General features: G+C 71.2%; 22 protein-coding genes. 9 read left to right on the top strand and 13 right to left on the bottom strand.

Features of this window, described 5'->3' with window-relative positions; translation table 11 throughout:
* Positions 1-12 precede the first annotated feature (12 nt).
* The gene (locus DEI91_RS09215; RefSeq protein ID WP_111052013.1) at positions 13-2,217 is read left to right on the top strand and encodes a type IIA DNA topoisomerase subunit B; all 2,205 of its coding nucleotides are present in this window, start codon (positions 13-15) and stop codon (positions 2,215-2,217) included.
* A gap of 64 nt (positions 2,218-2,281) precedes the next feature.
* Here the strand turns inward: DEI91_RS09215 and DEI91_RS09210 are convergent, their stop codons facing one another.
* Positions 2,282-4,768, bottom strand: coding sequence for a DNA topoisomerase (ATP-hydrolyzing) subunit A (locus tag DEI91_RS09210; protein WP_111052012.1), 2,487 nt, complete (start codon positions 4,766-4,768; stop codon positions 2,282-2,284).
* 25 nt (positions 4,769-4,793) lie between these two features.
* Between DEI91_RS09210 and DEI91_RS09205 the strand changes: the two genes are divergently transcribed.
* Complete coding sequence (locus DEI91_RS09205; protein ID WP_258374367.1) at positions 4,794-5,948, top strand: alkaline phosphatase family protein; 1,155 nt, start codon at positions 4,794-4,796, stop codon at positions 5,946-5,948.
* Between the two features lie 120 nt (positions 5,949-6,068).
* Here DEI91_RS09205 and sepH read toward each other — a convergent pair whose 3' ends face one another.
* On the bottom strand, positions 6,069-7,088 hold the full coding sequence (gene sepH / locus DEI91_RS09200; protein ID WP_181439544.1) for a septation protein SepH: 1,020 nt from the start codon (positions 7,086-7,088) through the stop codon (positions 6,069-6,071).
* A gap of 253 nt (positions 7,089-7,341) precedes the next feature.
* Between sepH and DEI91_RS09195 the strand changes: the two genes are divergently transcribed.
* Positions 7,342-7,641 (top strand): DUF4193 domain-containing protein, encoded by a 300-nt coding sequence (locus DEI91_RS09195; RefSeq protein ID WP_110825450.1) that lies wholly within the window; start codon positions 7,342-7,344, stop codon positions 7,639-7,641.
* A gap of 105 nt (positions 7,642-7,746) precedes the next feature.
* On the opposite strand, the gene DEI91_RS09190 is transcribed toward DEI91_RS09195, so the two are convergent.
* Positions 7,747-8,208, bottom strand: a complete 462-nt coding sequence (locus DEI91_RS09190; protein ID WP_111052009.1) for a DUF3093 domain-containing protein — start codon at positions 8,206-8,208, stop codon at positions 7,747-7,749.
* Between the two features lie 77 nt (positions 8,209-8,285).
* On the opposite strand from DEI91_RS09190, the gene dut reads away from it, so the two are divergent.
* The 5 genes from dut (at position 8,286) to dxs (ending at position 15,455) form a co-directional block, all read left to right on the top strand.
* The gene (gene dut / locus DEI91_RS09185) at positions 8,286-8,849 is read left to right on the top strand and encodes a dUTP diphosphatase (RefSeq protein WP_375537678.1); all 564 of its coding nucleotides are present in this window, start codon (positions 8,286-8,288) and stop codon (positions 8,847-8,849) included.
* Positions 8,846-9,565, top strand: coding sequence for a DUF3710 domain-containing protein (locus DEI91_RS09180; RefSeq protein WP_111052007.1), 720 nt, complete (start codon positions 8,846-8,848; stop codon positions 9,563-9,565). Before dut ends, DEI91_RS09180 begins: the two co-directional genes overlap by 4 nt.
* 42 nt (positions 9,566-9,607) lie before the next feature.
* Positions 9,608-10,378 carry a DUF3159 domain-containing protein gene (locus DEI91_RS09175; RefSeq protein WP_111052006.1) on the top strand — a complete coding sequence of 257 codons (771 nt, stop codon included), beginning with the start codon at positions 9,608-9,610 and terminating at the stop codon, positions 10,376-10,378.
* A gap of 129 nt (positions 10,379-10,507) precedes the next feature.
* Positions 10,508-13,345 carry an aconitate hydratase gene (locus DEI91_RS09170; protein WP_111052005.1) on the top strand — a complete coding sequence of 946 codons (2,838 nt, stop codon included), beginning with the start codon at positions 10,508-10,510 and terminating at the stop codon, positions 13,343-13,345.
* Positions 13,346-13,520: 175 nt separating this feature from the next.
* Positions 13,521-15,455, top strand: coding sequence for a 1-deoxy-D-xylulose-5-phosphate synthase (dxs, locus tag DEI91_RS09165; protein WP_111052004.1), 1,935 nt, complete (start codon positions 13,521-13,523; stop codon positions 15,453-15,455).
* A gap of 251 nt (positions 15,456-15,706) precedes the next feature.
* On the opposite strand, the gene DEI91_RS09160 is transcribed toward dxs, so the two are convergent.
* The 4 genes from DEI91_RS09160 to DEI91_RS09145 all read right to left on the bottom strand — a co-directional run bounded on the left by DEI91_RS09160 (position 15,707) and on the right by DEI91_RS09145 (position 21,133).
* Positions 15,707-17,845: a 3-hydroxyacyl-CoA dehydrogenase NAD-binding domain-containing protein gene (locus DEI91_RS09160; protein WP_111052003.1), complete on the bottom strand. Its 2,139-nt coding sequence runs from the start codon at positions 17,843-17,845 to the stop codon at positions 15,707-15,709.
* Between the two features lie 2 nt (positions 17,846-17,847).
* Positions 17,848-19,059, bottom strand: a complete 1,212-nt coding sequence (locus tag DEI91_RS09155; RefSeq protein WP_111052002.1) for a thiolase family protein — start codon at positions 19,057-19,059, stop codon at positions 17,848-17,850.
* Between the two features lie 126 nt (positions 19,060-19,185).
* Positions 19,186-20,544 carry an HRDC domain-containing protein gene (locus DEI91_RS09150; RefSeq protein ID WP_111052001.1) on the bottom strand — a complete coding sequence of 453 codons (1,359 nt, stop codon included), beginning with the start codon at positions 20,542-20,544 and terminating at the stop codon, positions 19,186-19,188.
* Positions 20,537-21,133, bottom strand: coding sequence for a DUF3000 domain-containing protein (locus tag DEI91_RS09145; protein ID WP_110825460.1), 597 nt, complete (start codon positions 21,131-21,133; stop codon positions 20,537-20,539). The genes DEI91_RS09150 and DEI91_RS09145 overlap by 8 nt, the downstream gene beginning before the upstream one ends.
* A 98-nt stretch (positions 21,134-21,231) precedes the next feature.
* On the opposite strand from DEI91_RS09145, the gene DEI91_RS09140 reads away from it, so the two are divergent.
* The gene (locus DEI91_RS09140) at positions 21,232-22,476 is read left to right on the top strand and encodes a S9 family peptidase (protein ID WP_146244252.1); all 1,245 of its coding nucleotides are present in this window, start codon (positions 21,232-21,234) and stop codon (positions 22,474-22,476) included.
* 164 nt (positions 22,477-22,640) lie between these two features.
* On the opposite strand, the gene DEI91_RS09135 is transcribed toward DEI91_RS09140, so the two are convergent.
* The 6 genes from DEI91_RS09135 to DEI91_RS09115 form a co-directional block, all read right to left on the bottom strand.
* Complete coding sequence (locus tag DEI91_RS09135; RefSeq protein WP_111051999.1) at positions 22,641-23,450, bottom strand: hypothetical protein; 810 nt, start codon at positions 23,448-23,450, stop codon at positions 22,641-22,643.
* Between the two features lie 146 nt (positions 23,451-23,596).
* The gene (locus DEI91_RS09130; RefSeq protein WP_111051998.1) at positions 23,597-24,103 is read right to left on the bottom strand and encodes a hypothetical protein; all 507 of its coding nucleotides are present in this window, start codon (positions 24,101-24,103) and stop codon (positions 23,597-23,599) included.
* 36 nt (positions 24,104-24,139) lie between these two features.
* Positions 24,140-24,850: a hypothetical protein gene (locus DEI91_RS09125; RefSeq protein WP_111051997.1), complete on the bottom strand. Its 711-nt coding sequence runs from the start codon at positions 24,848-24,850 to the stop codon at positions 24,140-24,142.
* Positions 24,847-25,257 carry a DUF6188 family protein gene (locus DEI91_RS15980; protein WP_146244249.1) on the bottom strand — a complete coding sequence of 137 codons (411 nt, stop codon included), beginning with the start codon at positions 25,255-25,257 and terminating at the stop codon, positions 24,847-24,849. The genes DEI91_RS09125 and DEI91_RS15980 overlap by 4 nt, the downstream gene beginning before the upstream one ends.
* Entirely contained in the window at positions 25,254-25,463 is a 210-nt protein-coding gene (locus DEI91_RS15975) for a hypothetical protein (RefSeq protein ID WP_146244248.1), read from the bottom strand. The genes DEI91_RS15980 and DEI91_RS15975 overlap by 4 nt, the downstream gene beginning before the upstream one ends.
* Before the next feature lie 738 nt (positions 25,464-26,201).
* Positions 26,202-26,576 carry a hypothetical protein gene (locus DEI91_RS09115; RefSeq protein WP_111051995.1) on the bottom strand — a complete coding sequence of 125 codons (375 nt, stop codon included), beginning with the start codon at positions 26,574-26,576 and terminating at the stop codon, positions 26,202-26,204.
* Positions 26,577-26,626 lie beyond the last annotated feature (50 nt).

Below are 26,626 nucleotides of genomic sequence, written 5' to 3'. Positions count from 1 at the left end.
TACGCTCGTCAGGTGAGCTCCGACTACTCCGCACGGCATCTCTCCGTCCTCGAAGGACTCGAGGCGGTCCGGAAGCGTCCCGGCATGTACATCGGCTCGACGGACTCCCGCGGGCTCATGCACTGCCTGTGGGAGGTCATCGACAACTCGGTCGACGAAGCCCTGGCCGGTCACGGGGACGAGATCGGCGTCACGCTGCACGCCGACGGTTCGGTCGAGGTCTCCGACCTGGCGCGCGGGATCCCGGTCGACGTCGAGCCGAAGACGGGGTTGACCGGGGTGGAGGTCGTCTTCACCAAGCTCCATGCCGGCGGCAAGTTCGGATCGGGGTCGTACGCGGCGTCCGGTGGTCTGCACGGCGTCGGCGCCTCGGTCGTGAACGCGCTGTCGGAGCGCCTCGACGTGCAGGTGGACCGCGGCGGCAAGACGTACGCCATGTCGTTCCACCGCGGCGAGCCGGGCGTGTTCGACGACTCGGCCGGCATCGGGCCGGACGCCCCCTTCGCGCCGTTCACCTCGGGCAGTGAGCTGCGGGTGGTCGGCAAGGTGAAGAAGGGCGTGACCGGGACCCGGGTGCGGTACTGGGCCGACCGACAGATCTTCACGAAGGACGCGGCGTTCAGCACCGCGGACCTCGTCACCCGCGCACGGCAGACCGCCTTCCTCGTGCCGGGTCTCGGACTCACCATCACGGACGCCCGACCGGCGTCGATCACGGCGGCTGCGCAGCGCGCGGCCCTGGCGGCGCCTGCTCCCGACGCCGACGCGGTGGGCGTGGGCGACGCCGTCGGTGCCGACGGGCCCGCGACGGACGTCGCCCCCGCCCTGGCGGTCGAGCAGGGTCCGGTCGTCGAGCGCTTCCGCTACGAGGGCGGCATCGGCGAGTTCGTCGAGCACCTCGCCGTCGACGGGGCGAAGACCGATGTCTGGCGCATCCAGGGCTCCGGCACCTTCACGGAGACCGTCCCGATGCTCGACGACAAGGGGCACATGGTGTCCACCGCGGTCGAGCGCACCTGCGAGGTCGACGTCGCCCTGCGGTGGGGCGACGGGTACGAGACCGTGTTCCGGAGCTTCGTGAACATCATCGCCACCCCGAAGGGCGGCACGCACCAGGCCGGCTTCGAGTCGGGACTCGTCAAGGCGGTCCGTGCCCAGGTCGAGGCGAACGCCCGGAAGCTCAAGGTCGGGCAGGACAAGCTCGAGAAGGACGACGTGCTCGCCGGGTTGACCGCGGTGCTGACCGTCCGGCTGCCCGAGCCGCAGTTCGAAGGGCAGACGAAGGAGATCCTCGGGACGCCGGCCGTCCGCCGGATCGTCGACTCCGTGGTCGCGAAGCGCATGACGGAGATCCTCACGTCGACGCAGCGGACCGAGAAGGCCCAGGCCGCGGTCGTGCTCGAGAAGGTCGTCGCCGAGATGAAGACGCGCATCTCGGCCCGGGCCCACAAGGAGACGCAGCGCCGCAAGAACGCGCTCGAGAACTCGTCGCTGCCGACGAAGCTCGCCGACTGCCGCTCGAACGACGTCGACGGGACCGAGCTGTTCATCGTCGAGGGCGACTCGGCCCTCGGGACCGCCAAGCTTGCCCGGAACAGCGAGTACCAGGCGCTCCTGCCGATCCGGGGCAAGATCCTCAACGTCCAGAAGGCCTCCGTGTCGGACATGCTCTCCAACGCCGAGTGCGCCTCGATCATCCAGGTGATCGGTGCCGGGTCCGGGCGCACGTTCGAGCTGGACCAGGCCCGGTACGGCAAGGTGATCATCATGTCCGACGCCGACGTCGACGGCGCCCACATCCGGACACTGCTCCTGACGCTGTTCTTCCGGTACATGCGACCGATGATCGAGCAGGGCCGGGTCTTCGCCGCCGTGCCGCCGCTGCACCGGGTCGTGGTGGTGAACCGCGGCAAGCCGAACGACACGCTCTACACGTACTCGGAGCAGGAGCTGACGACACTCCTCAAGAAGCTCGAGCGTTCGAACAAGAAGTACCTCGAGCCCATCCAGCGCTACAAGGGCCTGGGGGAGATGGACGCCGACCAGCTCGCCGAGACCACGATGGACCGCGCGCACCGCACCCTGCGACGCGTCAACGTGTCGGATGCCGAGTCGGCGGCGAAGGTGTTCGAGCTGCTCATGGGGAACGACGTGGCGCCCCGCAAGGAGTTCATCCTTGCCGGCGAGGGTCTGGACCGCGAGCGCATCGACGCCTGACCGGCGTTCCCGACGGACGGGAGGCGCGGGCTAGACCCGACCCGCGCCTCCCGTCCGGCGGAGCTCAGGCCTCGCCGCGTGTCCCGTCGACCGCCGCCGCGCTGCCACCGATCGTGACCACCTCGGCGTCGAGCGGACTGCCAGAGCCGTCGCGCTTCGACAGCCAGTCCGGCAGCGTGCGGGCAGCGCCGTCCGCCCCGACCGCGTGCGGGGGAGCGACGCCCGCCCACGCCACGGTCAGGCCGTCCTCGCCCTTCAGGAAAGCGTGTGCACGGACGCCCTGCGTGCCGCGGCCCTTCGCCGGGAACTCGGTCAGCGCGGACACCTTCGCCCGTCCGGCGTCGGTCCCCGGCAGGGCGGTCGACGTGGTGGACACGGTGGCGACCACGGCGTCCTCGGTGCGGGCGACCGAACCGAACCAGATGACGGACGCGCCGGCGGCGAGCGAGACGCCCGCGACACCGCCGGCGGGCAGCCCCTGCGGACGGACGGCGGCGGCCGGGAAGCGCAGGAGCTGCGCGTTCGACGTGATGAACACCAGGTCGTCCGACTCGGGCGCCTGGGCGGCACCGACGACACGGTCGCCCGGCTTCAACCCGATCGCGACGACCTCGGGCTTGTCCGGCCACGCACCGGGCACCACGCGCTTCACGATGCCCTGCGCGGTCCCGATCGCGAGCGACTCGGACGCGGGCGCGTCGAGCGAGACGAGCGCGATCACGGTCTCCGTCTTCGGGATGCCGAGGTAGTCGCTGACGCGGACACCGGCGTCGAGCCGGACGGACGCGGGCGGGACGGCGGGGACGTCGACGGGGGAGAACCGCAGCACCCGACCGGTCGAGGTGAGCGCGCCGACCTGCCCGCGCACGGAGCTCACCACGGTGGAGCGGACCGCGTCGTGCTTCGACCGCTTCGGGACGTGCACGATGCCGGACTCGGCTGCGGGGATGTCGACGCGGACGAGCCGCCCGGTCGTGGAGAGCAGCACGCGGCAGGGCGCGTCGGCGACCTGGAGCGACTCGGGGTCGACCGCGGCCTTCCGGCCACCGCGGACCGGGGCGTCCGCCTCGGTCAGGAGGGTGCGTCGCGGCGTCGCGAAGCGGTCGGACACCTCGGTCAGCTCCGTCGCGACCTGGGCGCGGAGCCGGTCGTCGGACGCCAGGAGTTCCTCGAGCGCGGCGATGTCGGCGAGCAGTTGGTCCCGTTCGCCCTCGAGCTCCATGCGCGAGAACTTCGTGAGGCGGCGGAGCCGCAGTTCGAGGATGTACTCGGCCTGCACCTCGGACAGGTCGAACACGTCCCGCAGGCGGCTCCGTGCGGCCTCGGAGTCGTCGGACGTCCGGATGACCTGGATGACCTCGTCGATGTCGAGGATCGCGATGAGCAGACCCTCGACCAGGTGCAGCCGTTCCCGCCGGCGGGCCAACCGGTACTGCGAGCGTCGCGTGACGACCGCCAGCCGGTGCTGCACGTAGACCTCGAGCAGGTCGCGCAGACCGAGCGTGCGCGGCGAACCGTCGACGAGGGCGACGTTGTTGATGCCGAAGTTCTCCTCGAGCGGGGTGTGCTTGTACAGCTGCTCGAGGACGGCCGTGGGGTTGAAGCCGGACTTGATGCCGATGACGAGGCGCAGGCCGTGGTTGCGGTCGGTCAGGTCGTTCACGTCGGAGATCCCGACGAGCTTCTTCGCCTGCACCCCGTCCTTGATCTTCTCGATGACGCGCTCCGGGCCGACCAGGTACGGCAGCTCGGTGACGACGAGCCCGGACTTGCGCGGCGTGAGGTTCTCGACCGACACCTTGGCCCGCGTCCGGAAGCTGCCGCGTCCCGTGGCGTAGGCGTCCCGCACGCCCGAGAGACCGACGATCGTCCCGCCGGAGGGCAGGTCCGGACCCGGGACGAACTCCATCAGTTCGTCGAGCGTGGCCTGCGGGTGGAGGAGCAGGTGCTTGGCGGCCTCGACGACCTCGCCGAGGTTGTGCGGCGCCATGTTCGTCGCCATGCCCACCGCGATGCCCGAGGCGCCGTTGACGAGCAGGTTCGGGAACGCGGCCGGCAGCACGCTCGGCTGCATGATCTGGTTGTCGTAGTTCGGGACGAAGTCGACGACGTCCTCGCCGAGGCCCTCGGTCATCGTCATCGACGGCTCGGCGAGGCGGGCCTCGGTGTACCGCGCCGCGGCGGGGCCGTCGTCGAGGGACCCGAAGTTGCCGTGTCCGTCGACGAGCGGGACGCGCATGGTGAACGGCTGCGCGAGGCGGACGAGGGCGTCGTAGATCGCGCCGTCGCCGTGCGGGTGCAGCTTGCCCATCACCTCACCGGTGACGCGCGCGCTCTTGACGTGGCCGCGGTCCGGCCGGAGACCCATCTCGGCCATCTGGTACAGGATCCGTCGCTGGACCGGCTTCAGCCCGTCGCGGGCGTCCGGGAGCGCGCGTGAGTAGATGACGGAGTAGGCGTACTCCAGGAAGGAGCCCTGCATCTCCTCCGAGACGTCGACGTCCTCGATGCGCTCACCGTCGGGCAGTCCGACGACGTCCGTGCGTGCCATGGCACCTTTCTGGAAGAGTGGAGATGTGGCAACCAGCGTACCGACGGCCCCCGACGACACCGCGAACCTCGCCGACGTGCTGCCGAGTTGCCTGGTCGCGCTCGGCGCCGCGGACGACGACTGGCTGCGGACGCACGGTCTGGAGGCCCGGATCGCGCTCCGCCCCGCCCGTTCCGCGGTCGTCGTGCTCGTCGACGGTCTGGGCGCGAACGCCCTCGCCGCACGGGCCGGTCACGCGCGTTTCCTGACCGCGACGAAGAAACGGCTGCGGAGCGGCTTCCCGACGACCACGGCCGCTGCCCTGACGACCCTCACGACCGGCCGACCGCCCGGCACCCACGGTGTCGTCGGCTACAGCGGCTGGGACCCCGACCGGGAGCGCGTGATGAACCTGCTCAGCGGATGGGACGACGAGGTCCCCGCCGGGTGGCTCCGCTCCGAGACCCTGTTCACCGCGGCGGACGGGCTCGGCGTCGAGCCCGTCGTGGTCGCCCCCGGGCGCTACCGGTCCTCCGGGATGACGGCGAACGTGCTCGGCGGCGCGCGCTTCGTGTCGGCGGACACCGTGGCCGCCCGGGTCGACGCGGCGGTCGAGGCCACCGCGGCCGGACGGCAGCTCGTCTACCTCTACGTGCCCGAACTCGACTCCATCGGCCACAAGCACGGCTGGCAGTCCGACCGGTGGACGGCGGCCCTCGAGCTCGTCGACGCCGAGGTCGCCCGGCTGGCGGCCCGGGTCGGGGGAGACGTGGGCGTCCTCGTCACCGCGGACCACGGCGTGCTCGACGTCCCGCCGGAATCGAACGTCGCACTCGACCCCGAGCTGCTGACGGCGGTGGTCGGCGTCGCCGGGGACCCGCGCTGCCGACAGCTGACGGTGGCGCCGGGGACGGACGTACCGGGCCTGGTCGGGGCGTTCCGGGCCTGGCTCGGCAAGCGCGCGATTGTGGCGAGCCGGGACGAAGCGGTGGCCGCCGGGTGGTTCGGGCCGGTCTCGCCCGAGGTCCTGCCGCGGATCGGCGACGTCCTGCTCGTGGCGCGCGGCTCGTGGGCGTTCAACGACGACCGTGAGGTCCGGACCGGGACGGTACCCGGGCGCATGGTCGGACAGCACGGCGCGATGAGCGACGACGAGCTGCTCGTGCCGCTCCGTCTCGCCGGCGCGTTCGCGCAGCGGTAGCGCGGCGACCGGACCCGGCGACGAGACGCCAGGAGGCCCGCCCCACGGGCGTGGGACGGGCCTCCTGGCGCGCCTCACGGATGTGGGAGGGCCTCCGGACGTCGGGGCGGCGGACCGGACTCAGACGTCGTCGTCGGGGCGGGTCCCGAAGACGATCTCGTCCCAGCTCGGCATCGCGCGACGGTTGCGCTTGCGTCGGTCGGGTCGGGCGTCACCGTCGGTGGTGGAGCGGGCCTCCGGCTGCGGGGCGGTGTCGGAGTCGTCCGCGCCGTGCAGCGGGATGTCGACGACCCCGACCGCCGGACCGCGCGGCGCGTCCTGCTGCTCGGAGAACGACGCGGCCTCACGCTCGCCGCGGCGGCGGCGGAGCGCCTCGAGCAGGTCGGCGGTCTCGTTGCCGGGTGCGCGCTCCTCGACGTACGCGGTCCCGATCCGGGGGAGCGGCGGCCGGAGCGGCGCGCGTTCCGCGGGCTCCGCTGCCGGGGGCTCGGTCTCGGTGGTCGGCTCCTCGACGTGGAACGCCCCGGAGTCGAAGCGGGTGGCGTCCTCGTCCTGGCGCTCGTACTCGACGGCACGGAGTCGGGGTGCGATCCCCTCGTCCTCGGTGTGGGAGAGGCGGTGGGCGTCACCGTTGTCCGGGACGAGCGTCGCGGTCTTCGGGTCGAAGCGCCACTGGGCGTCGTGTTCGACCTCGGCGGCCGTGTAGCGGACCTGGACCTGCCAGCCGTTCTCCACGTGCTTCCAGCTCGACCACGTGATGTCCGCGGCGTCGCCGGCCTCCAGGCGCGCCGTGATCGCCGGGCCGAAGGTGTCCGGCGCAGCGTCGTCGACCGGGGTCACGCCGACGCGACGGGCGGCGTCGAGGATGAACGCGCGTTCCGCGAGCACGGGGCCCTCGAAGCGCCGGACGTACTCGACCTCCACCCCGAGGGCGGCGGCCACGTCGGCGGCGTCGGCACCACTGCGGATGCGTGCCTGGACGTCCTTCGGGGACACGCGCTTCTGCGGACTGGAGTCCGGGTTCGCCTGTCGGACCTGACCCGCGAGGGACGCGGTGACCGGCAACCGGAACTCGGTGCCGCCGTCGGTCGCGAGGAGGAGTGACCCGGATTCGACCCCGATGACTCTCACGTCTTGCATGGTTCCGCCTTCCGCTGCCTGCGTACGGTCGTGCGTCGTACCCGAGGAGTATGCAGGCCGTCCGGGCGGTTTCCGGGGAGGCGCACGGCGTGCCGTGCGCAGGTCGTCGACTCCGGGAATGGCGCAGGGGTGCGCCGGGTTGCACGGCCAGAACGCACCGACCGTCCATCGGGTTTGCACTCGGACGGGCCGTGGTGCAAACTGTCGCCGCCGATTCCGGCGACGACCCTCTCGATACGAGAAATGGATGGGCATGGCCACCGATTACGACGCCCCTCGGAAGACCGACGACAACTCTGACTCGGAGTCGATCGAGGCCCTCAAGGAGCGCGTTCCCGACAAGATGTCGGGGGTCGTCGACGACGATTCCGACAATCCCGGCAGTTTCGAACTCGCCGGACAGGACCTCAGCGACGTCGACCTCGACGTCGTCGTCCTCCCCCCGCAGGTCGACGAGTTCACGTGTGTGGAGTGCTTCCTCGTGAAGCACCGCTCGCAGCTCGACCACGAGACGAAGCTCGGCCCCGTGTGCATGGAGTGCGCTGCTCTGTAGAGCCGCGTCCGCCGGCGCACGCTGCCGAACCCAGGACGGCCCGCATCCAGTCGGATGCGGGCCGTCCTGCGTCGCGGCGGTGCCGGGATGCCGACCCGCCCGGGGTCAGCGCGGGTCGCCCTCGGGCATCGCGGAGGCGGCGGTGAGGGCACGGGTGACCGCGTCCGGGTGTCGCACGCTCACGAGCCAGTAGGGCGTCGGGTCGGCGTCGTCGCGGACCTCGATCTTCACCACACCGTGCACGTAGCCGCGGAAGAGCGTCCAGGCCCGCGCGTCGAGCTGCGGGCCGCGCTGACTCGTGGCGGCTGCGCCCGTGAAGCCCTCGACGGCACCCACCGCGGTGCGGGGCAGGTGTGCCCGGCCCGCACGGAACTCGGTCTCGGTCACCTCGATGACGGGGGCCAGGACCCACAGCAGCACGAGCACGGCCAGTTCCATCCCGATCGCGACGACGACGCCGGCCGTCACGCTGATCGGGAGGAAGACGAGGAGGCTGGCGGGGACGACGAGCGCCGTCGCCAGGTACAGGGCGGGCGGCGCCCACAGTCGTTCGCGGTACACGGTCACCCCTCCATTCGACCATGCATCGCTGCGTGCTCCGAGCCAGGTCACGGATCGGTCACGGTCTGCACTACCCTCGACTCGTGACCGATGCAGTCGACGTGCTCTGGACCGGGGATGCCGCTCCCGTCTTCGCGAAACCCGGTGACGCCGGGGCCGACCTCGTCTCGGCCGAGGCGTTCGTCCTCGCGCCCGGACAGCGGCGCCTGGTGGGGACCGGCCTCGCGATCGCGCTCCCCGACGGACACGTCGGGTTCGTGGTGCCCCGGAGCGGGCTCGCGGCGAAGCACGGCATCACGATCGTCAACGCCCCCGGCACGATCGACTCCGGCTACCGCGGCGAGGTCAAGGTGGCGCTGCTCAACACGGACGCCACCGAGCCCTACGCCGTCCAGGTCGGTGACCGCATCGCGCAGCTCGTGGTCCTCCCCGTCCCGCGGGTGACGTTCACGCGGGTCGCCGACCTGCCGGAGAGCGTCCGCGGCCAGGACGGCTTCGGGTCGTCGGGCTACCGTGACGACCAGAACGGGCACCCGGGCGTGTACGGCGCGGGGGACGCCCGACGGGACGCGGGCACCACCGGACACGACGGCGCGGCGACGCCCGTCGAGATGCACGAACAGGGTCGAGAAGGGACGCGGTCATGAGGATCGGACGACGCAAGCGTGACGAGGTCGAGGTCGCCGAGGCCGTGGTGGACGACGTCGAGGTGGCCGGTCCGTCGCCCGAGATCGAACTCGCCGACGACGCCGACGCAGGACTCGACGAGGTGCTCGCCACCGAGTCCACCGCGAAGTCCGCGCCCGCCGACCGCGGCGAGAACGGCCCGCTCGACGAGACCGAGGCGAACCTCGTCCGCCCCTACGTGGACCTCGGCGGCGTGAAGATCCTGCCGCGCGAGGGCCTGCACCTCCGGCTCGAGGTGGAGGAGGACTCGAAGCGCGTCGTCGCCGTCGGGCTCGACTTCGACGAGTCGACGCTGCAGGTGCAGCCGTTCGCGGCTCCCCGGTCCACCGGGCTCTGGCACGAGATCCGGGCACAGATCGCCGAGCAGATCGAGCAGCAGGGCGGCGTCGTGACCGAGGTCGACGGCCCCTTCGGCCCCGAGCTCCGTGCGCAGGTCCCGGTCGTCGGCGGTGCCGGCGTCACGGACGGCGTGCGCGCCGCCCGCTTCGTCGGCGTGGACGGCCCGCGGTGGTTCCTCCGCGGTGTGATCGCCGGCAAGGCCGCCGATCAGCCCGACGACTCCGCGGACATCGAGGAGCTGTTCCGCAGCGTCGTCGTCGTGCGTGGCACGACCCCGATGCCGCCGCGCGACCTCATCCCGCTGCACATGCCGAAGTCGACGCAGTCGACCATCTGACCCCGGCCACCGGCCGAACGCTCGATCCAGCCTGGAGGCCCGGTGACGGACCACGACGACCGCCCACGTCCGGACCGGGTCGCCCCGGACGGTGATCCGTACGCCGAGGAGCGGGCGGAGCCGCTGTCGCTCCAGGCCCAGCTCCGGGACGCCGTCCGGAACGCCGGGATCGGGCAGGTGGCCCCGGGCGAAGCGCCGTCGGGCAGGGCCCTGCTGACCGCGGTCGGCGGGGTGCGCGGGCTCGCCGAGTCCGTGCTGCCCGGCTTCGCGTTCCTCATCGTCTACGCGGTGACGAAGGAGGTCGTCCCGAGCGTGGTCGTCCCGGTCGCGATCGGGCTCGTCTTCGTGGTGTTCCGCCTGCTGCAGCGGCAGTCGATCATGATGTCCTTCGCGGGCATCTTCGGCGTCGCGATCTCGGCGGGCCTCGCGCTGCTGACCGGCCGGGCGGAGAGCAACTTCATCCCGGGCATCGTCATCAACGCGGTGTTCCTCGCGGTGATCCTCGTGACCCTGGCGATCCGGCGACCGCTCATCGGCCTGGTCGTCGGTCTCCTCGTCCCGGGCGACGAGGACGGGCACGACTGGCGGGACGACCCGGCGAAGCGTCGGGTGCTCACCGTCGCGACGTGGATGTGGGCCGGACTGTTCGCCTTCCGCCTCGCCTTCGAGATCCCGCTCTGGCTGACCGCCCAGGTCGAGCTGCTCGCGGGCATCAAGCTGATCACCGGCGTGCCCCTGTACGCCGCGCTGCTCTGGGTGACGTGGCTGCTCGTCCGGACCGTCTTCGTCCGGGACGAACCCGCCGCGGTGTAGAGTTGTCTCGACGTCGAGACACTTTCCTCCGGGCACGACGGAGTCCCCGGGTTTAGGTTCACCTTGCTGGTGGGACGTCCCGCGGCCCGCGAGGATGAGGGCACACCGATCAACTCAGGAGGCGGCACAGTGGCTGCAGTCAACAGCTTCGGATCGAAGGACACGCTCTCGGTCGGGGGTGTCGACTACGCCATCCACCGGATCGACGCCGTGCCCGGGCACGAGAAGCTCCCGTACAGCCTCAAGGTGCTGCTCGAGAACCTCCTGCGCACCGAGGACGGCGCGAACGTCACCGAAGGCCAGATCCGCGCCCTCGGCTCGTGGAAGCCGGAGGCAGACCCGGACACCGAGATCCAGTTCTCCCCGGCACGCGTGGTCATGCAGGACTTCACCGGTGTCCCGTGCATCGTCGACCTCGCCACCATGCGCGAGGCGATGGCCGAGATCGGCGGCGACCCGAACAAGATCAACCCGCTCTCGCCCGCCGAGATGGTCATCGACCACTCCGTCATCGCGGACCTGTTCGGCAGCACGGACGCCCTGCAGCGCAACACCGACCTGGAGTACGAGCGCAACGGGGAGCGCTACCAGTTCCTCCGCTGGGGCCAGACCGCGTTCGAGGACTTCAAGGTCGTCCCGCCGGGCACCGGCATCGTGCACCAGGTCAACATCGAGTACCTGGCGAAGGTCACCTACACGCGCGAGTTCGACGGCGAGCTGTACGCGTACCCGGACACCCTCGTCGGTACCGACTCGCACACCACGATGGTGAACGGCCTCGGTGTGCTCGGTTGGGGCGTCGGCGGCATCGAGGCCGAGGCGGCCATGCTCGGTCAGCCCGTGTCGATGCTCATCCCCAAGGTCGTCGGCTTCAAGCTCTCGGGGGAGATCCCCGCCGGCGTGACCGCGACGGACGTCGTGCTCACGATCACCGAGCAGCTGCGCAAGCACGGCGTCGTCGGCAAGTTCGTCGAGTTCTACGGCGAGGGCGTCGGCGCGGTGCCGCTCGCGAACCGCGCGACCATCGGCAACATGAGCCCCGAGTTCGGTTCCACGGCGGCGATCTTCCCGGTCGACGACGTGACGCTCGACTACCTGCGCCTGACCGGCCGCGACGAGGCGCAGATCGCGCTGGTCGAGGCCTACTCGAAGACGCAGGGACTCTGGCACGACCCCTCGGTCGAGCCGGTGTACTCCGAGTACATGGAGCTCGACCTGTCCACGGTCGTCCCGTCGATCTCGGGCCCCAAGCGCCCACAGGACCGCATCGTCCTGACCGAGGCGAAGGACCAGTTCGAGGTGGACCTCGCGAACTACGCGAGCATCGACCACTCGGAAGAGGACAAGGCCGTCGCGGACACCTTCCCGGCGTCCGACCCGGTCGCCGCTGCCCCCGGCGACGAGCACGCGGTCGATGACCTGCAGGACGCCCCGGCGTCCGAGGTCCCGGTGCACGCGTCGAGCGCGCCCGGCACGGTCTCGAAGCCGACCTCGGTGCCCGTGGCCGACGGCGACCCGTTCACGATCGACCACGGTGCGGTCGCGATCGCCGCGATCACGTCCTGCACGAACACGTCGAACCCGTCGGTGATGATGGCCGCGGGCATCCTCGCGCGCAACGCGTCGCAGAAGGGCCTCAAGGCCAAGCCGTGGGTCAAGACGACCCTCGCGCCGGGATCCAAGGTCGTCACCGACTACTACGAGAAGGCCGGTCTCACGACCTACCTCGAGGACCTCGGCTTCTACACGGTCGGCTACGGCTGCACCACCTGCATCGGCAACTCGGGCCCGCTGCCCGAGGAGATCTCGCAGGCCGTGCAGGACAACGACCTCGCCGTCACCGCGGTGCTCTCGGGCAACCGCAACTTCGAGGGCCGCATCAACCCCGACGTGAAGATGAACTACCTGGCGTCGCCGCCGCTCGTCATCGCCTACGCCCTCGCCGGGTCGATGCACTTCGACTTCGACAGCGACGCGCTCGGCACCGACCCCGAGGGCAACGACGTCTTCCTCAAGGACATCTGGCCCGACACCGCCGAGGTGCAGCAGGTCATCGACGCGTCGATCGACACCGACATGTTCACGCACGAGTACGGCTCCGTGTTCGAGGGCGATGACCGCTGGAAGAACCTGCCGACCCCGACCGGTGACACGTTCGAGTGGGACAGCGAGTCCACCTACGTGCGGAAGCCCCCGTACTTCGACGGCATGACGATGCAGCCGGACCCGGTGTCCGACATCTCCGGCGCCCGCGTGCTCGCCAAGCTCGGCGACTCGGTCACCACCGACCACATCTCGCCGGCCGGGTCCATCAAGGCAGACAGCCCCGCGGGCCGGTACCTCGCCGAGCACGGCGTCGACCGGAAGGACTTCAACTCCTACGGCTCGCGTCGTGGCAACCACGAGGTGATGATCCGCGGCACCTTCGCGAACATCCGACTCCGCAACCAGCTGCTCGACGGCGTGGAGGGCGGCTACACCCGCGACTTCACCACGCCCGACGGTGCACAGTCGTTCATCTACGACGCGTCCGAGCACTACCAGGCGCAGGGCACCCCACTCGTCGTCCTCGGCGGCAAGGAGTACGGCTCCGGCTCGTCCCGCGACTGGGCGGCGAAGGGCACGAGCCTGCTCGGCGTCAAGGCGGTCATCACCGAGAGCTTCGAGCGCATCCACCGCTCGAACCTCATCGGCATGGGCGTCGTCCCGCTGCAGTTCCCGGCGGGCGAGTCGATCGAGTCCCTCGGCCTCGACGGCACCGAGGTCATCTCGATCTCCGGCCTCACCGCGCTGAACGAGGGCACCACGCCGAAGACCGTGCACGTGACGGCCGAGCCGAGCGAGCACTCGCCCGCCGGCAAGCAGACGGTCGAGTTCGACGCGGTCGTCCGCATCGACACCCCGGGCGAAGCCGACTACTACCGCAACGGCGGCATCCTGCAGTACGTGCTCCGGTCGCTCGTCTGACCCCTCGCAGCACGCAACATCGGCGGCTCCCCGCAGCGGTACTCCGTTGCGGGGAGCCGCCTTCGTTGCTTCGTGCGGACGGACGGGAGGCGGGTGGCGGGCCGCCACCGCGCCTCCAGTCCGTCCGCCGGTCGCGCGCATAGAGTGAGCCGTCAGCCGTACGAAAGGACCGCCCGTGAGCCTGCTCGCCAGCATCACGTCGCCGCGCGACCTGAAGCGTCTCTCCGACGCGCAGATGACCGACCTCGCCGCGGAGATCCGCAGCTTCCTGGTCGCCGAGGTCGCGAAGACCGGCGGGCACCTCGGACCGAACCTCGGCGTCGTCGAGCTCACCCTCGCGATGCACCGCGTCTTCGATTCGCCGCACGACCCGTTCGTGTTCGACACCGGGCACCAGTCGTACGTGCACAAGCTCGTCACCGGACGGCAGGACTTCTCCCACCTCCGCGAGCGTGGCGGGATCGCCGGGTACCCGCAGCGGAGCGAGTCGGAGCACGACATCGTCGAGTCCTCGCACGCGTCGTCGTCGCTGTCCTGGGCGGACGGCATCTCGCGGGCGTTCCAGCAGACGGGGCAGAGCGACCGCACCGTGGTCGCCGTCGTCGGTGATGGCGCCCTCACCGGCGGCATGACCTGGGAAGCGCTGAACAACATCTCCGACCAGAACGACCGCCGGCTCGTCATCGTGGTGAACGACAACGGCCGGTCGTACGCCCCGACGATCGGTGGCATGGCCCGGTTCCTCAGCTCGGTGCGGACGCGCCGTGAGTACCGCACGCTGTACGAGAAGAGCCGTGCGGCGGCTGACCACTTCGGGGCGCCCGGCCGAGCGGTGTACCGGGGCCTCCGAGGTGGCCTGCACGGGTTCCTGTCCCGGTTCACGAACAACGAGGCGCTGTACTCGAACCTCGACATCAAGTACGTCGGCCCCGTCGACGGGCACGACCAGCAGGCGATGGAGGCGGCGCTCCGGCAGGCGAAGGGCTACGGGTCCCCGGTCATCGTGCACGCCATCACGGAGAAGGGCCACGGCTTCGCGCCGGCGCTCCGCGACCAGGCGGACCAGTTCCACGCCGTCGGGCACATCGACCCCGAGACCGGGGAGTCGCTCGACGTGTCGTCGGGTCCGTCGTGGACCTCGGTCTTCGCGACCACCCTCGCCGAGGTCGGGCACGAGGACCCCCGCATCGTCGCGATCACGGCCGCGATGCTCCGGCCGACCGGCCTGCACCTGTTCGAGCAGGCGCACCCCGACCGTGTCTACGACGTCGGCATCGCCGAGCAGCACGCCGTGACGACGGCCGCAGGGCTCGCCTACGGCGGTCTGCACCCCGTCGTCGCCCTCTACGCGACGTTCCTCAACCGGGCGTTCGACCAGGTCCTCATGGACGTCGCCCTGCACCGGGCCGGGGTCACGTTCGTCCTGGACCGCGCAGGCATCACCGGGCCTGACGGTCCGTCGCACCACGGCATGTGGGACCTCGCACTCCTGCAGGTCGTACCCGGCATCCGGATCGCCGCGCCCCGCGATGCAGCGACCCTGCGCGAGGAGTTCCGGGAGGCCGCCGCCGTCGACGACGCCCCGACCGTCCTCCGGTGGTCGAAGGGCCAGGTCGGGCCGGACATCCCCGCCGTCGAACGGCTGGCGGACGGCGTCGATGTGCTCCGGACGCCGGCCGACGACCAGGAGCCGGACGTGCTCGTCGTGGCCGTCGGGTCGATGGTGCCGACCGCGCTCGAGGCGGCGGCGCTCCTCGAGGCGCAGGGCATCGGCGTGACCGTCGTCGACCCGCGCTGGGTCGTGCCGATCCCGACGTCGCTCATCGAGCTGTCGCGCGACCACAGGCTCGTCATCACGATCGAGGACGGCGTGCGCGTCGGCGGTGTCGGGACGCGGCTGCGGCAGGACCTCCGCGCTGCCGGGGTCGACACCGGCGTGAACGAGCTCGGTCTGCCGGACGCGTTCATCGACCACGCCAGCCGGAGCGAGATCCTCGCCGACGCCGGGCTGACAGCGCAGGCGATCGCCCGCGACGTCATCGACCAGGTCGTCGGCACGAAGGTGCCCCAGGCGAAGCCGGCCCGCTCGCGGGAGTCCGCCGAGCGCTGAACGCCCGGCGCTGGCCGGCTCGTGCGCGGGCCCGCCGGCCGCGCCCGGGCCCGGGCCCGGGCTCGCCAGCCGCGGCGGACATCGGCACCGCACAACACGAACCGCCTCGAACCACGGACGTCCGTGGTACGAGGCGGTTGCTGTTGTGCGGGTCCGGCTGGCGCCGGGTCGGGGTCGGGGCCGGGGCCGGGGCCGGGGCCGGCCTGCCGAGGCGTCGGTCGGCCGGCCGTGCTAACGGCTGGCCGGCCGTGCTAGCGGCTGGCCGGGCCGACGATCCGCGGCTCGTGGAACGTGGCGCCGAAGACGCGCTCCGAGGCACCGCTGCGGTCGAGGTAGGGGCTGATGCCACCGGCCTGGAACGGGTAGCCCGCGCCGAGGATGAGCCCGAGGTCGATCTCCTCGACGTGCTGCACGACCCTGTCCTCGAGCATGCGGTGCACCTCGTCGGCGAGGGCGTCCTCGAACCGGCGCTGCATCTCGGCAGCGTCGACCTGCTTCGCGTCCTTCTTCGACGGCGCGACGAGCTTCACGGCGGCGGGGTCGTACCCGGTCGCGTTGCCCTTCTTGTCGCGCGTGAGGATCGTGCCGTGCTCAGCGATCCGCTTCAGGCCGTCGCCGGGGTAGAAGCGGTCGGGCCAGGCCGCGTGGTGCGAGTCGAGCACGTGCGCACCGACCAGCAGGCCGACGAGTTCGAGCAGCTCGAACGGCGACATCGGCAGGCCCAGGGGAGCGGCACCGTCGGCGACCGTCTCGAACGAAGTGCCCTCCTCGACGCCGCGCATGGCCTCCCCGAGCACCCGCGCGAGCACCCGGTTCACGACGAACCCAGGTTGGTCGGCGGTCACGATCGCGGTCTTCTTCAGGGTCTTCGCGACCGCGAGCGCGGTGGCGACGGCCTCGTCGGACGTCTTCGCCGCCCGGACGACCTCGAGCAGCGGCATCACCGCGACCGGGTTGAAGAAGTGGAAGCCGACCAGACGTTCGGGGTTCGTCAGCACCGAAGCCATCTCGTCGACGGACAGCGACGACGTGTTCGTGGCGAGGATCGCGTCGGGGGCGATGACCTGCTCGATCTTCCGGAACACGTCCTGCTTGACGCCCATCTCCTCGAAGACGGCCTCGATCACCCAGTCGGCGTCCGCGAACGCGTCGTACGACACTGAACCACTGACGAGTCCGTTGATGCGGTTCGCCTCGTCCGGGGAGATGCGGCCCTTCTCGAGCAGCTTCGCGACCTCGCCGCCGATCCGGGCGACCCCGGCGTCGACCCGCTCCTGCGAAACGTCGGTGATCACCACGGGGACGCCGAGACGACGGGCGAACAGCAGCGCGAACTGCGACGCCATGAGCCCGGCGCCGAGGACACCGACCTTCGTGATCTTCTTCGCGTCCACGCCTTCAGGGGCGCCGACCGGGCGCTTGGCCCGCTTCTGCACGAGGTCGAAGGCGTACATCGACGCGGCGAACTGGTCTCCGGACAGCAGGTCGGCCAGGGCGTCGTCCTCGCCGGCGAACCGCTCCTCGAGCGACCCGGACTTCGCCGCGGCGACGAGGTCGAGCGCGCGGAACGGCGACTTCGGGACGGTGCCGATCTTCGAGGCGACCTGACCCCGGGCGACCTTGACGACCGTGCCCCAGGCGGCCTTCTCGAGCATGCCGGGCTCGTTCGCCCGCTTGACCTTCGTCCGGCCGGACACGACGCCGTCCGCCCAGGTGACGGCGGACGGCAGGAACGTCACCGAGGGGATGAGCGCGTCGCCGATGCCGAGCTCGACCGCGGCCTTGCCGTCCATCAGCCGGTTGTTCTTCAGCGGGTTCTCCACGATGACGCGGAGCGCCTTCTCCGGGCCGATGAGGCGGGGGAGCAGCGTCGCGCCGCCCCAACCGGGGATGATGCCGAGGAAGACCTCGGGCAGGCCGATGCCCTGGGCAGCGGACGAGAACACGCGGTAGGTGCAGTGCAGGGCGACCTCGAGCCCGCCGCCGAGCGCGATGCCGTTCACGAACGCGAACGACGGCACCCCCAGCTCGCTGAACTTGCGGAGCGTCGCGTGCCCGAGGACACCGAGTTCGTGCGCGACCTCGCGGGAGGGCAGCGCCGCCGCCTGGGACAGGTCGGCGCCGGCGGCGAAGCAGTACTCCTTGCCGGTGATGGCGACGGCCTGGACCTCGCCCTTCGACGCCGCGTCACGGAGCGTGTCAAGCACCTCGGACAGCTCGCGCATGGTGCGCGGACCGAGCGTCGAGGGCCGCTTGTAGTCCTTGCCGTTGTCGAGCGTGATGAGCGCGAGCGTGCCGCCGGAGGGCAGCGCGACGTGCTTGACGTACGAGTGGGTGACGACCTCGTCCTCGCTCAGGGCGGTCAGCTGGTCGATCGGGGTGGTGGTCATGGTCAGGCCGCCTTCCGTGCCGCGCTCTTGCTGAAGGTCGGGTTCTCCCAGATGACGGTGCCGCCCTGGCCGAGCCCGATGCACATGGTCGTGATGCCGTACTTGACGTCCGGTCGCTCGGCGAACTGCGCCGCGAGCTGGGTCATCAACCGGACGCCGCTCGACGCCAGCGGGTGCCCGACGGCGATCGCGCCGCCCCAGGCGTTCACGTTCGGGGAGTCCTGCGCGATGCCGTAGTTGTCGAGGAACGCGAGCACCTGGACCGCGAACGCCTCGTTGATCTCGAACAGGCCGATGTCGTCGATCGACAGGCCGGCCTTCCGGAGCGCCTTGTCTGTCGCGGGGATGGGGCCGACGCCCATCACCTCGGGGTCGACGCCCGCGAAGGCGAAGGAGACCATGCGCATCTTCGTCGGCAGACCGTGCTGCTTTGCACCGTCCTCGGACGCGAGCAGGCTCATCGTCGCGCCGTCGTTCAGGCCCGCGGCGTTGCCGGCGGTGACCCGCCCGTGGGGCCGGAACGGCGTCTTCAACGCGGCCAGGGCCTCCAGGGTGGTGCCCGGACGGGGCGGCTCGTCCTTCGTGACGATGTCCCAGCCCTGACCGGTGTTCACCTCGACCGGGATGACGTCCGGCTGCAGCTTGCCGGCGCCCCAGGCGGCGGCGTAGCGCTGCTGGGACTGCACGGCGAAGGCGTCGGTGCGGTCCTTCGTGATGGCGGGGAAGCGGTCGTGCAGGCGCTCGGCGGTGTTGCCCATCACGAGCGCGTCGGGGGCGACCATGCGCTCCGCGACGAAGCGGGGGTTCGGGTCGGCGTTGAAGCCCATCGGGTGGCGACCCATGTGCTCGACGCCACCGGCGATCGCGACGTCGGCGGCACCGAACGCGATCGCGCCGGCCAGGGTCGTGACACTCGTCATCGCGCCCGCGCACATGCGGTCGATGGCGTAGCCAGGGACGGACTTCGGGAGGCCCGAGAGCATCCCGACGGTGCGACCGAGGGTCAGGCCCTGGTCGCCCTGCTGGGTGGTCGCGGCGACCGCGACGTCGTCGACGGCGGCACCGTCCAGCGAGCTGTTCCGGTCGAGCAGGCCCCGCATCGCGTGCACCGCGAGGTCGTCGGCACGGGTGCGCCAGAAGACGCCCTTCTCACCGGCGCGGCCGAACGGTGTGCGGACACCGTCCACGAACACGACGTCTGATGTCTTCGGCAATGCGAGCCTCCAGATCCACAACGATCGGGCCGGGGATACGGTCGCCCCGACCTGGCCGGGCCTCGCCCGGCGACGATCCGACGCTAGTACCCCCGGCTGAGCGGCGGCACGTCGGTTGGGCGGTTCCTACGAGCCGGTCGATCCGGTGGCGGCGTCGGGCTGTCCGTCTGCGACAAGAGCGGCGTCGCCCTGCTCGGCGGCGTCGGGTGCTGCGCCGTCGGTCGCCTCGTCCGGCCGGGAGGCCGTGGTCGCGGTGACCACGGCGACCGGGTCCGCCACGGACCGGTCCGCGGCGACCTCGAACGCGTGCGCGATGACCGACGCGGTCTCCTCGACCTGCCACGGCCGGGCGTCGTGCGACGCGAGGGTGGCGCCGACGGTCTCCGTCGCGACGGTCTTCGGCGGGTTCCACGACACGAGCCGGAGCGTCTCCGGCGTGAGGAGGTTCTCGACGGGCAGGTCGAGTTCGGCGGCGCGGGCGGCGACGGCGACGCGGGCTGCACGGTACCGGCGGTCGGCGTCCGGGTTCCGGTCGGCCCAGGCGCGGGGCGGCGGGAGGCTCGGCTCGCCCCCGCCACGCAGGCGCGGCAAGTCCTCCGTGGTGCGACCCTCCTCGACGGCGGCCCACCAGCGGTCGAGTTCCGACCGGCTGGCGCGGCCGGTGAAGGTCTTCAGCGCGCCGAGTTCGGCACGCGAGGCCGGGGCGGCAGCGGCGGCGGCGACGATGGCGGCGTCCGGGATCGTGCGGCCCGGGGCGATGTCGGTCTCCTGGGCGTACGCGTCGCGTGCCTGCCACAGCGACCGCGCGATCGCCAGGGCACGGGCGCCACGGAGCACGTTCATGCCGGACAGGCGACGCCAGGGCTCGGCGCGCGGGGGCTTCGGGGCGCGGGCGAGGACGGCGGCGAACTCCTCCTCGGCGATCCGCGTCTTGCCCGCGGCCTCGAGGACCTCGGCGAGGGAGTCGCGCAGGTCGGGCAGCAGTTCGACGTCGAGGGCGGCGTACACGAGCCAGGCCTGGGGCAGCGGACGGGTCGACCAGTCCGCGGCGGAGTGCGCCTTCGCGAGCGTGATGCCGAGCAGCTGCTCGACGACCGCGCCGAGCCCCACGCGCGGGAAGCCGGCGATCCGGGCCCCGAGCTCGGTGTCGAAGACCCGGGTCGGGACGAGGCCGACTTCGCGGAGGCACGGCAGGTCCTGCGATGCGGCGTGGAACACCCACTCCTCGTCGACGATCGCGGCTTGCAGGTCGCTGAAGTCACCGATCGCGATCGGGTCGAACAGGAACGAGCCCGAGCCGCGGCGGAACACCTGGATGAGGTATGCCCGCTGGGAGTAGCGGTAGCCGCTGGCGCGCTCGGCGTCGACCGCGACCGGACCGGTGCCGGCGGCGATGCGGGCCACGGCGTCGAGGTACTCCTCGCGGCTCTCGATCACGTGGACGGCGGCGTGCGCGGCCTCGTAGGCGGGATCGGGGTCAGTCACGGGCGAGCCTCCGAGGGGCCAGGAGCGAGACGCCGTCCGAGGCCGGGGGGAGTCCGGCGAGCATCGCCACGATCTCCTCCCAGGCCTGCACGTGCGGCGTCAGGTCGTCGTCGAGGGGCGTCCACGACGCCCGGAGTTCCAGTTGGGCACCGTCGCCCTGCGTCGCGAGTTCGCCGTACCCGCGCGAGATGATCTTCGTCGCGGTACCCGAGGCGTTCGCGTAGCGGGCGCCGTGCGCGTCGAGGGCGTCGACGAGCCAGCTCCACGTCACGTCGGCGACGAACTCGTCGACGCCGATCTCGGGCTCGAGCGGGGCCTGCGCGAAGGTCACGATGCGGTACGCGCCACCCCAGCCCTCCGGCTCGTCGGGGTCGTGCAGGGCGATGAAGCGTCCGGTACCGAGGTCCGAGTCGACGCCGTGCACGACCCCGGACACGTCCGCCGCGAGGGCGATCGAGTACGGGGCGATGCGGCTCGGCGAGGGGATCTCGGTGACCGTGGTCTCGGTGCGGGTCCTGCCGGTCGACACGAACGCGCGGAGACGCGCGAACGCCTCCGGTTCGGCGTCGGGGACTCGGGGTTCAGGCACGGATGCAGACTAGGCTCCGGACCGAGCACCGGTGCGGGCGGCACGCCGTCCGTCGCGCAGTCGTGCTGCCCGCAGTCGTCCTCTTCCTGGAGGCCCGCATGCCCCGCCGTCCCGCCGCCGTCCGTCCCGCACGTCGGTCACGGCCGGGGCCCGCTGAACGGACGGCGCGCTCGGCCGGCTTCGTCGCGCTCGGCGCCGGTGTCACCGCCGCCGCCTTCGGCGTCGCGGTCATCGCCGGCTCCGTCGTTGCCGTCGCCCGCGCCGTCGTCACCCCGGACCGCAAGCGCACCGAGCGGGTCCCGATCACCGCGGTCGACCTGGAGGCCCGGACCGTCACCCTGGGGCGCAGTCCCGACACGGAGCTCCAGGGCCGGTACAGCCTGTGGTTCGGCGGAGCGACCGGGCACATGCGGGTCGGCGAGGTGCTCGCCGTGACCGACACGACGGTCACCCGGCGCATCATCGCGGTGGACGCCGGCGACCCGACCGTTGCACGGCGCGGACGCTGGGGCGGCTGGTTCTACCTGACCCCGGGGGAGCTCGGCGTCCCGGTCGAGGACGTCGACGTGCGGACCCCGAACGGTCCCGCGCCCGCCTGGGTCGTCCGCGCCGAGGACCCGGCGGCTCCCTGGGCCGTCCTCGTGCACGGTCGTGGCGTCACGCGCGCCGAGACGATCCGCGCCGTGCCGGTGTTCCGCGCTGCCGGGTACTCCGTGCTGCTGGTGTCGTGGCGGAACGACGGCGTCGCGCTTCCGAGCCCCGACGGCCGCTACGGGCTCGGCTCGACCGAGTGGGAGGACGCCGACGCCGCACTCGACTGGGTCGCGCAGCAGGGCGCCACGAGCGTCGTGCTCATGGGATGGTCGATGGGCGGCGCCGTCGTCCTGCAGACGCTCGTGCGCTCGGCGCTGGCGCACCTGGTCTCCGGCATCGTGCTGGACTCGGCCGTCGTCGACTGGAACGCCGTCCTCAAGTCGCAGAGCCGCGCGCTCCGACTGCCGCGGCCGGTCCGGAAGGTGGCGCAGTGGGTCCTCCGCACGCCGGTCGTGCACCGGATCGCCGGACTCGAGCGGCCGATCGACCTGCGCGAGCTCGACATGGTCGCCCGCGCCGACGAACTGCGGGTGCCGATCCTCCTGCTGCACAGCGACGACGACGGGTTCGTCCCATCGTCAGCGGCACACGCCCTCGCAGCGGCACGACCGGACCTGGTGCGGCTCGAGGTCGCGCACGTCGCCCGGCACACGAAGCTCTGGAACCACGACGCGGACTGGTTCGACGCGCGGATCCTGGCGTGGCTCACCGAAGTGGTCCAGCCGACGGACGTGCCCAGCGCGCGGTAGGCGCGACCGACGGTCGAACGGGCGCGGCCCGCTCAGCGGCGACGCGGAGCGGGCCGCGGGGCGTGCCGACCGAGGCTGCGAGGGAGGACGGTGCCAGCCGGCACCGCGCCTCCCGTCCGACGGGTGTGCACCACCGCACCCGCGGTGGCCGCCCCCGTCCCTCTTCAGCGCGCGGGGAAGAGGTCGACGGAGCGTGGGGTGGAGCGGTAGCGGAGGTGCTCGAAGTCCGGGTGCCAGTCGACGAGGCCGACCACGGCCCGGACGGCGATGTCGATGAAGTACGGCGACACGACGACGCGGCGGGGGATCGTCGTCGCCTCGATCTCGGTGGCGGGTCGGGAGCGCGACCCGCTGAAGTCGGTGACGTACACACCGTCGAGGTCCGTGCCCCAGGTGTACGCGGGCAACAGGCGGTCGGTGTCCGGGGCGACGTTGCCGACGACCTCCCACATGCCCGGCTGGAACCGTGCCGGCAGGGTCAGCCCGGCCACCACCGGCTGCGTGGCGAGCACGACGAGCGGGTCGGCGGGGCGCGGGAGGTCCGCTGGGCGCTGGAAGACCGCGACGTGGACGGCGTCGTGCAGCGTCGCGAGGACGTGCCCGAGCAGCACGCTGCCGCCGCCGTCCGGGATGAAGAAGACGTCACCGGTCTCGGCCGTGAACGGCTCGCGGCTGAGCGGGACCAGCTCGTCGGCGGGCGTCTCGGCGGTTCCGGACTCGGAGTGCGACGACGACCGTGGCGGGACACCCTCGGCGGGGGACGGCCGCGTCATCGTCACGCCCGCGTGGCGGACCCGGTCCAGACGGTCGTCGAGGTCGCGACCTGGGTTGCCACGATCGATCATCTCGATCGTGAACAGCTTCTCCGGGTCGGCCCGGGTCTCGGCCAGCAGCTGCGCGAAGAGCTGCTGCTCACTGTTGGTCCGGTGGAACTCGGAGCCCGATGGCTGGTCCTTCTTGCGCTTGCCGAACACGTCGTCCGTTCCCCTCGTCCGATGACACCCTCATCGTGGCACGACTGGTGAGTCGGACATCGCTTCGTCTGGAAAGCGAAGCTGCGGACGTCACCCGGCCGTCGGTGCACTCGAGAGCGGGATCGTCGGTCATCGTGCCTCCTCCGTCAGATCGCCGTCTGCCGGCGTGGCCCGAACTCCTCGAGACGAGTCGCCGGGCGGCCGGGCCGCGCTGGGCCGTACTTCCGGTCGAAGGCATCGCTCATCGTCGTGAGCGGTGGTCGGACCGTCACGGTCCATTCGCCGCTGTCGAAAGCGTCGATGCGGACGACCAGGTTCGTCTCGTCGGTCAGGTCCCCGCCGGGCAGGTACCCGAGGAATTCGCCGTCGATGAGCTGCCAGATGCTGTCGGCGATGTCCGTCGCCTCGGCGTGGCTGAGGACGAGCCCTGGTTCCTCCGCGGCGTCGACACGGCGTTCGAGTGGGAGTGCTTCGACCAACTGGTCAGGGGACGTGACGGCGTACAGGGTCGTGAGGACCCAGACGAGCTCGGGTGCTTCGAGTTCTGGTGTTTCGAGCTCTGAGAACAACTGCACGAAATCGGGCAGTGCGATCCGGGCAGCGGGGATCGTGTACGTGACCATCTCGAGGTCCTGCGGGACTGTCGAGGTCATCCTGCTTCCTCCGTCCTGATGGTGCTCGGGGACAGGTCATTCCTCCGTCGGTTGAGGGTGCGACCCGATGCCGTGCACGGTCATGGCCGCGACGACCGACGTCCGCTCGTCCCCGAGTGCGATCGTGGACGAGGACCCGCCGGACGTGACGATGCAGAAGGGGACGAGTCGGGCCTCCAGCGCGAGCAACGCGTCGGTGAACGCGAGGAGCCCACGGACGTCGAACCCCTTCTCCGTGGCCAGCGTGTACTTGGTGAGCAGCGTCCGCGCAGTCGGATGCGCGCCCTGCACGAAGATCCTGATCCGCTCCTCCGGCGCGAGACGCAGCGCGACCGTCAGCGCCTCGGCTGCACCCGGTGCCTGCGTGGAGCGGAGGAGCGCCGTGAGTGCGACGGCGGTGACGTGCGGGGCGCCGACGGATCGGTCGTGAGCCGTCGCGGACAGGAATGCCCGATCGGCAGCGCGGAGGAGGACGGTGACGATCTCCGGACCGGACTCGACCTGGCACACGAGGACGAGTGCGTCCCCGAGCGGCCCGAGTGGTTCGACCAGTGGCAGCAGGTCGGGTTCGTCCTGTGCGTAGCTCCGCCGGACGACCTCGACGAACGAGCGTGCCGGCACGTTGTAGGCGAGGACATCGGCATCGTCGGCGACAGCGGACAACACCTCGTGCACCCGGCCCGGGACGAGCGGGTCGGATCTCGGGATGTGTCGGCGCAGGACGTCGACCGACACGACGTCCGTCATGACGGCATCCTTCCCGGCAGCGTGCGAGCGACGACCTCGCCGCCGGTCAGGACGTCGATGTCCAGGCGTGCTCGTCCTGGTTCGGACCAGTGCCACGAGGGCCGGTCGCGGTGGGACGACCCCTCCAGCAACGCACCCGATGCGAAGCGGACGGCGACGCGCGCACCGGTGACGGTGCCGCGTTCCACCGCCTTCGCGTGCAGGGTGAGGAGCGGCAGGAGTGAAGGCGGGTCCCCGGGCTTCATGAAGGTGTGCGGGCCGTCGGTCTCGCTCAGCGAGAAGGCGGTCTCGAACCGGAGGGTCGCTCCGCTCGAGAAGCTGACGGTGACGCCGGTGTCGATCGCGATGGCGTCGATCGCGTCGCTGGCGACATGCAGTTGGATGGGGGCCCGTGCGGAGTTCGTCACAGTCCTCTCCGTCCCGGCCTCTCGATCTGCGGGTGCACGAGCTGATCGACGCGCGGCAGTTCGGTCGGCATCGCGTCGGTGAACCACGGGAGCTCGACCATCTGCATCGTGCCGTCCTGCACCCAGATGAGCAACTCGCCCGCGAGCGCCTCGGCGTCGGTCCGGTGACTGGCGGCTTCCGGCGGTGGCCCGTCGGGGAGGTCCACACGGGGCGCGTCGTCGCGTTCGAGCTCGAGCGACCAGGCACGGCGGCCCGGACGGCGTGACGGCTCCTCCTGCGTCGAGCTGGGTGAGGAGGGTCGGTGCCTCGTTGAACCGAGCGTTCTGGAGGCACACCCGGACGAGTGCGCGGATCTGCTGTCCGTCACGTTCCTCCTGTGTGCGTCGCTGCTCGTCCTGTGCGCGTCGCTGCTCGTCCTGTGCGCGGCGTTGCTCGTCGGCGATCTCCTCGTCACGGCTGCCGATGCTGGACACGGGAACGCCGGGTGCGAGGAAGCGTTCGAACTCCCAGGAGGTCCGGATCACCGAACTGTCCAAGGTGACCGTGACCGTCGAGCTGTCGAAGAAGTCGATGCGGACCACCGCCTGTGACGCGTCCGTCGTGGTGCTGCCGATCGGGAACCCGGAGAACTCGCCGTCGATCATGTGGTGGTTGTCCCCGGCGAAGCCCCGCATGTCGCCGTCGGTGATCCACAGCTCGGCGCCGCTGCTGTCGCGCAGCTCCTGCGCCCACTCGAGGACGTTGATGTCCGAGTCCGGCAGCACGACCATTTCGAGGTCTGTGACGAGCCATCGCAGCGGGGGGATGGTCATGCCGTTGACGACGTTGCGGAACGTCGGGACGCCGGTCGGTTGTGAGCCGATCGGGCGGTGGTACGTGACGAAGTCGGGCTCCGGTTTCCTGGTGGCAAGGCGACCTGGTCTTCTGCCGAACGACATGGTCATCATCCGCTTGTTGAGGAGCGCGGGCGAGCGCTCATCTCGTGGGCGTGCGCGTCTGCTTCGGTCTTGTAGATCTCGCCCCACGCGATGCTCGGAGGCATGGCATGGACCGGCAGATCGACGTCAGGGAGACAGATCTGCACGAAGTGCGGGAAGGCGGGGAGCGTCCAGATGTCTTCGTCTTCGAACCGACTCCAGAGCAACAACTCCCCGATGCCCAGCGGGTGGCCGAGCTCTTGACCGTTCAGCGGCGGATCGCAGCTGACCATCAGTGCATGGTGACCGTTCGGGAGCTCGATCGGTCGTTCCATTTCGCACCGGAAGACGGACGAGAACCGCTTGCTGTCCATGGAGGAGAGGAAGAAGACTTCTTGCATGTCAGAACTCCGGATCGACGCGATCGACCTGGATCTCGCCCTTCTCGATG

The sequence above is a fragment of the Curtobacterium sp. MCBD17_032 genome (assembly GCF_003234855.1).
Taxonomy (GTDB): Bacteria; Actinomycetota; Actinomycetes; order Actinomycetales; family Microbacteriaceae; genus Curtobacterium.
This window is presented reverse-complemented; position numbering and strand designations above follow the sequence as displayed.

Excerpts from the sequence above, each read along its gene's own strand:
- DEI91_RS09210 (WP_111052012.1), bottom strand. The coding sequence starts at position 4,768 with ATGGCACGCACGGACGTCGTCGGACTGCCCGACGGTGAGCGCATCGAG.
- sepH (WP_181439544.1), bottom strand. The coding sequence starts at position 7,088 with ATGCAAGACGTGAGAGTCATCGGGGTCGAATCCGGGTCACTCCTCCTC.
- DEI91_RS09195 (WP_110825450.1), top strand. The coding sequence starts at position 7,342 with ATGGCCACCGATTACGACGCCCCTCGGAAGACCGACGACAACTCTGAC.
- DEI91_RS09180 (WP_111052007.1), top strand. The coding sequence starts at position 8,846 with ATGAGGATCGGACGACGCAAGCGTGACGAGGTCGAGGTCGCCGAGGCC.
- DEI91_RS09160 (WP_111052003.1), bottom strand. The coding sequence starts at position 17,845 with ATGACCACCACCCCGATCGACCAGCTGACCGCCCTGAGCGAGGACGAG.
- DEI91_RS09140 (WP_146244252.1), top strand. The coding sequence starts at position 21,232 with ATGCCCCGCCGTCCCGCCGCCGTCCGTCCCGCACGTCGGTCACGGCCG.
- DEI91_RS09130 (WP_111051998.1), bottom strand. The coding sequence starts at position 24,103 with ATGACCTCGACAGTCCCGCAGGACCTCGAGATGGTCACGTACACGATC.
- DEI91_RS09125 (WP_111051997.1), bottom strand. The coding sequence starts at position 24,850 with ATGACGGACGTCGTGTCGGTCGACGTCCTGCGCCGACACATCCCGAGA.
- DEI91_RS09115 (WP_111051995.1), bottom strand. The coding sequence starts at position 26,576 with ATGCAAGAAGTCTTCTTCCTCTCCTCCATGGACAGCAAGCGGTTCTCG.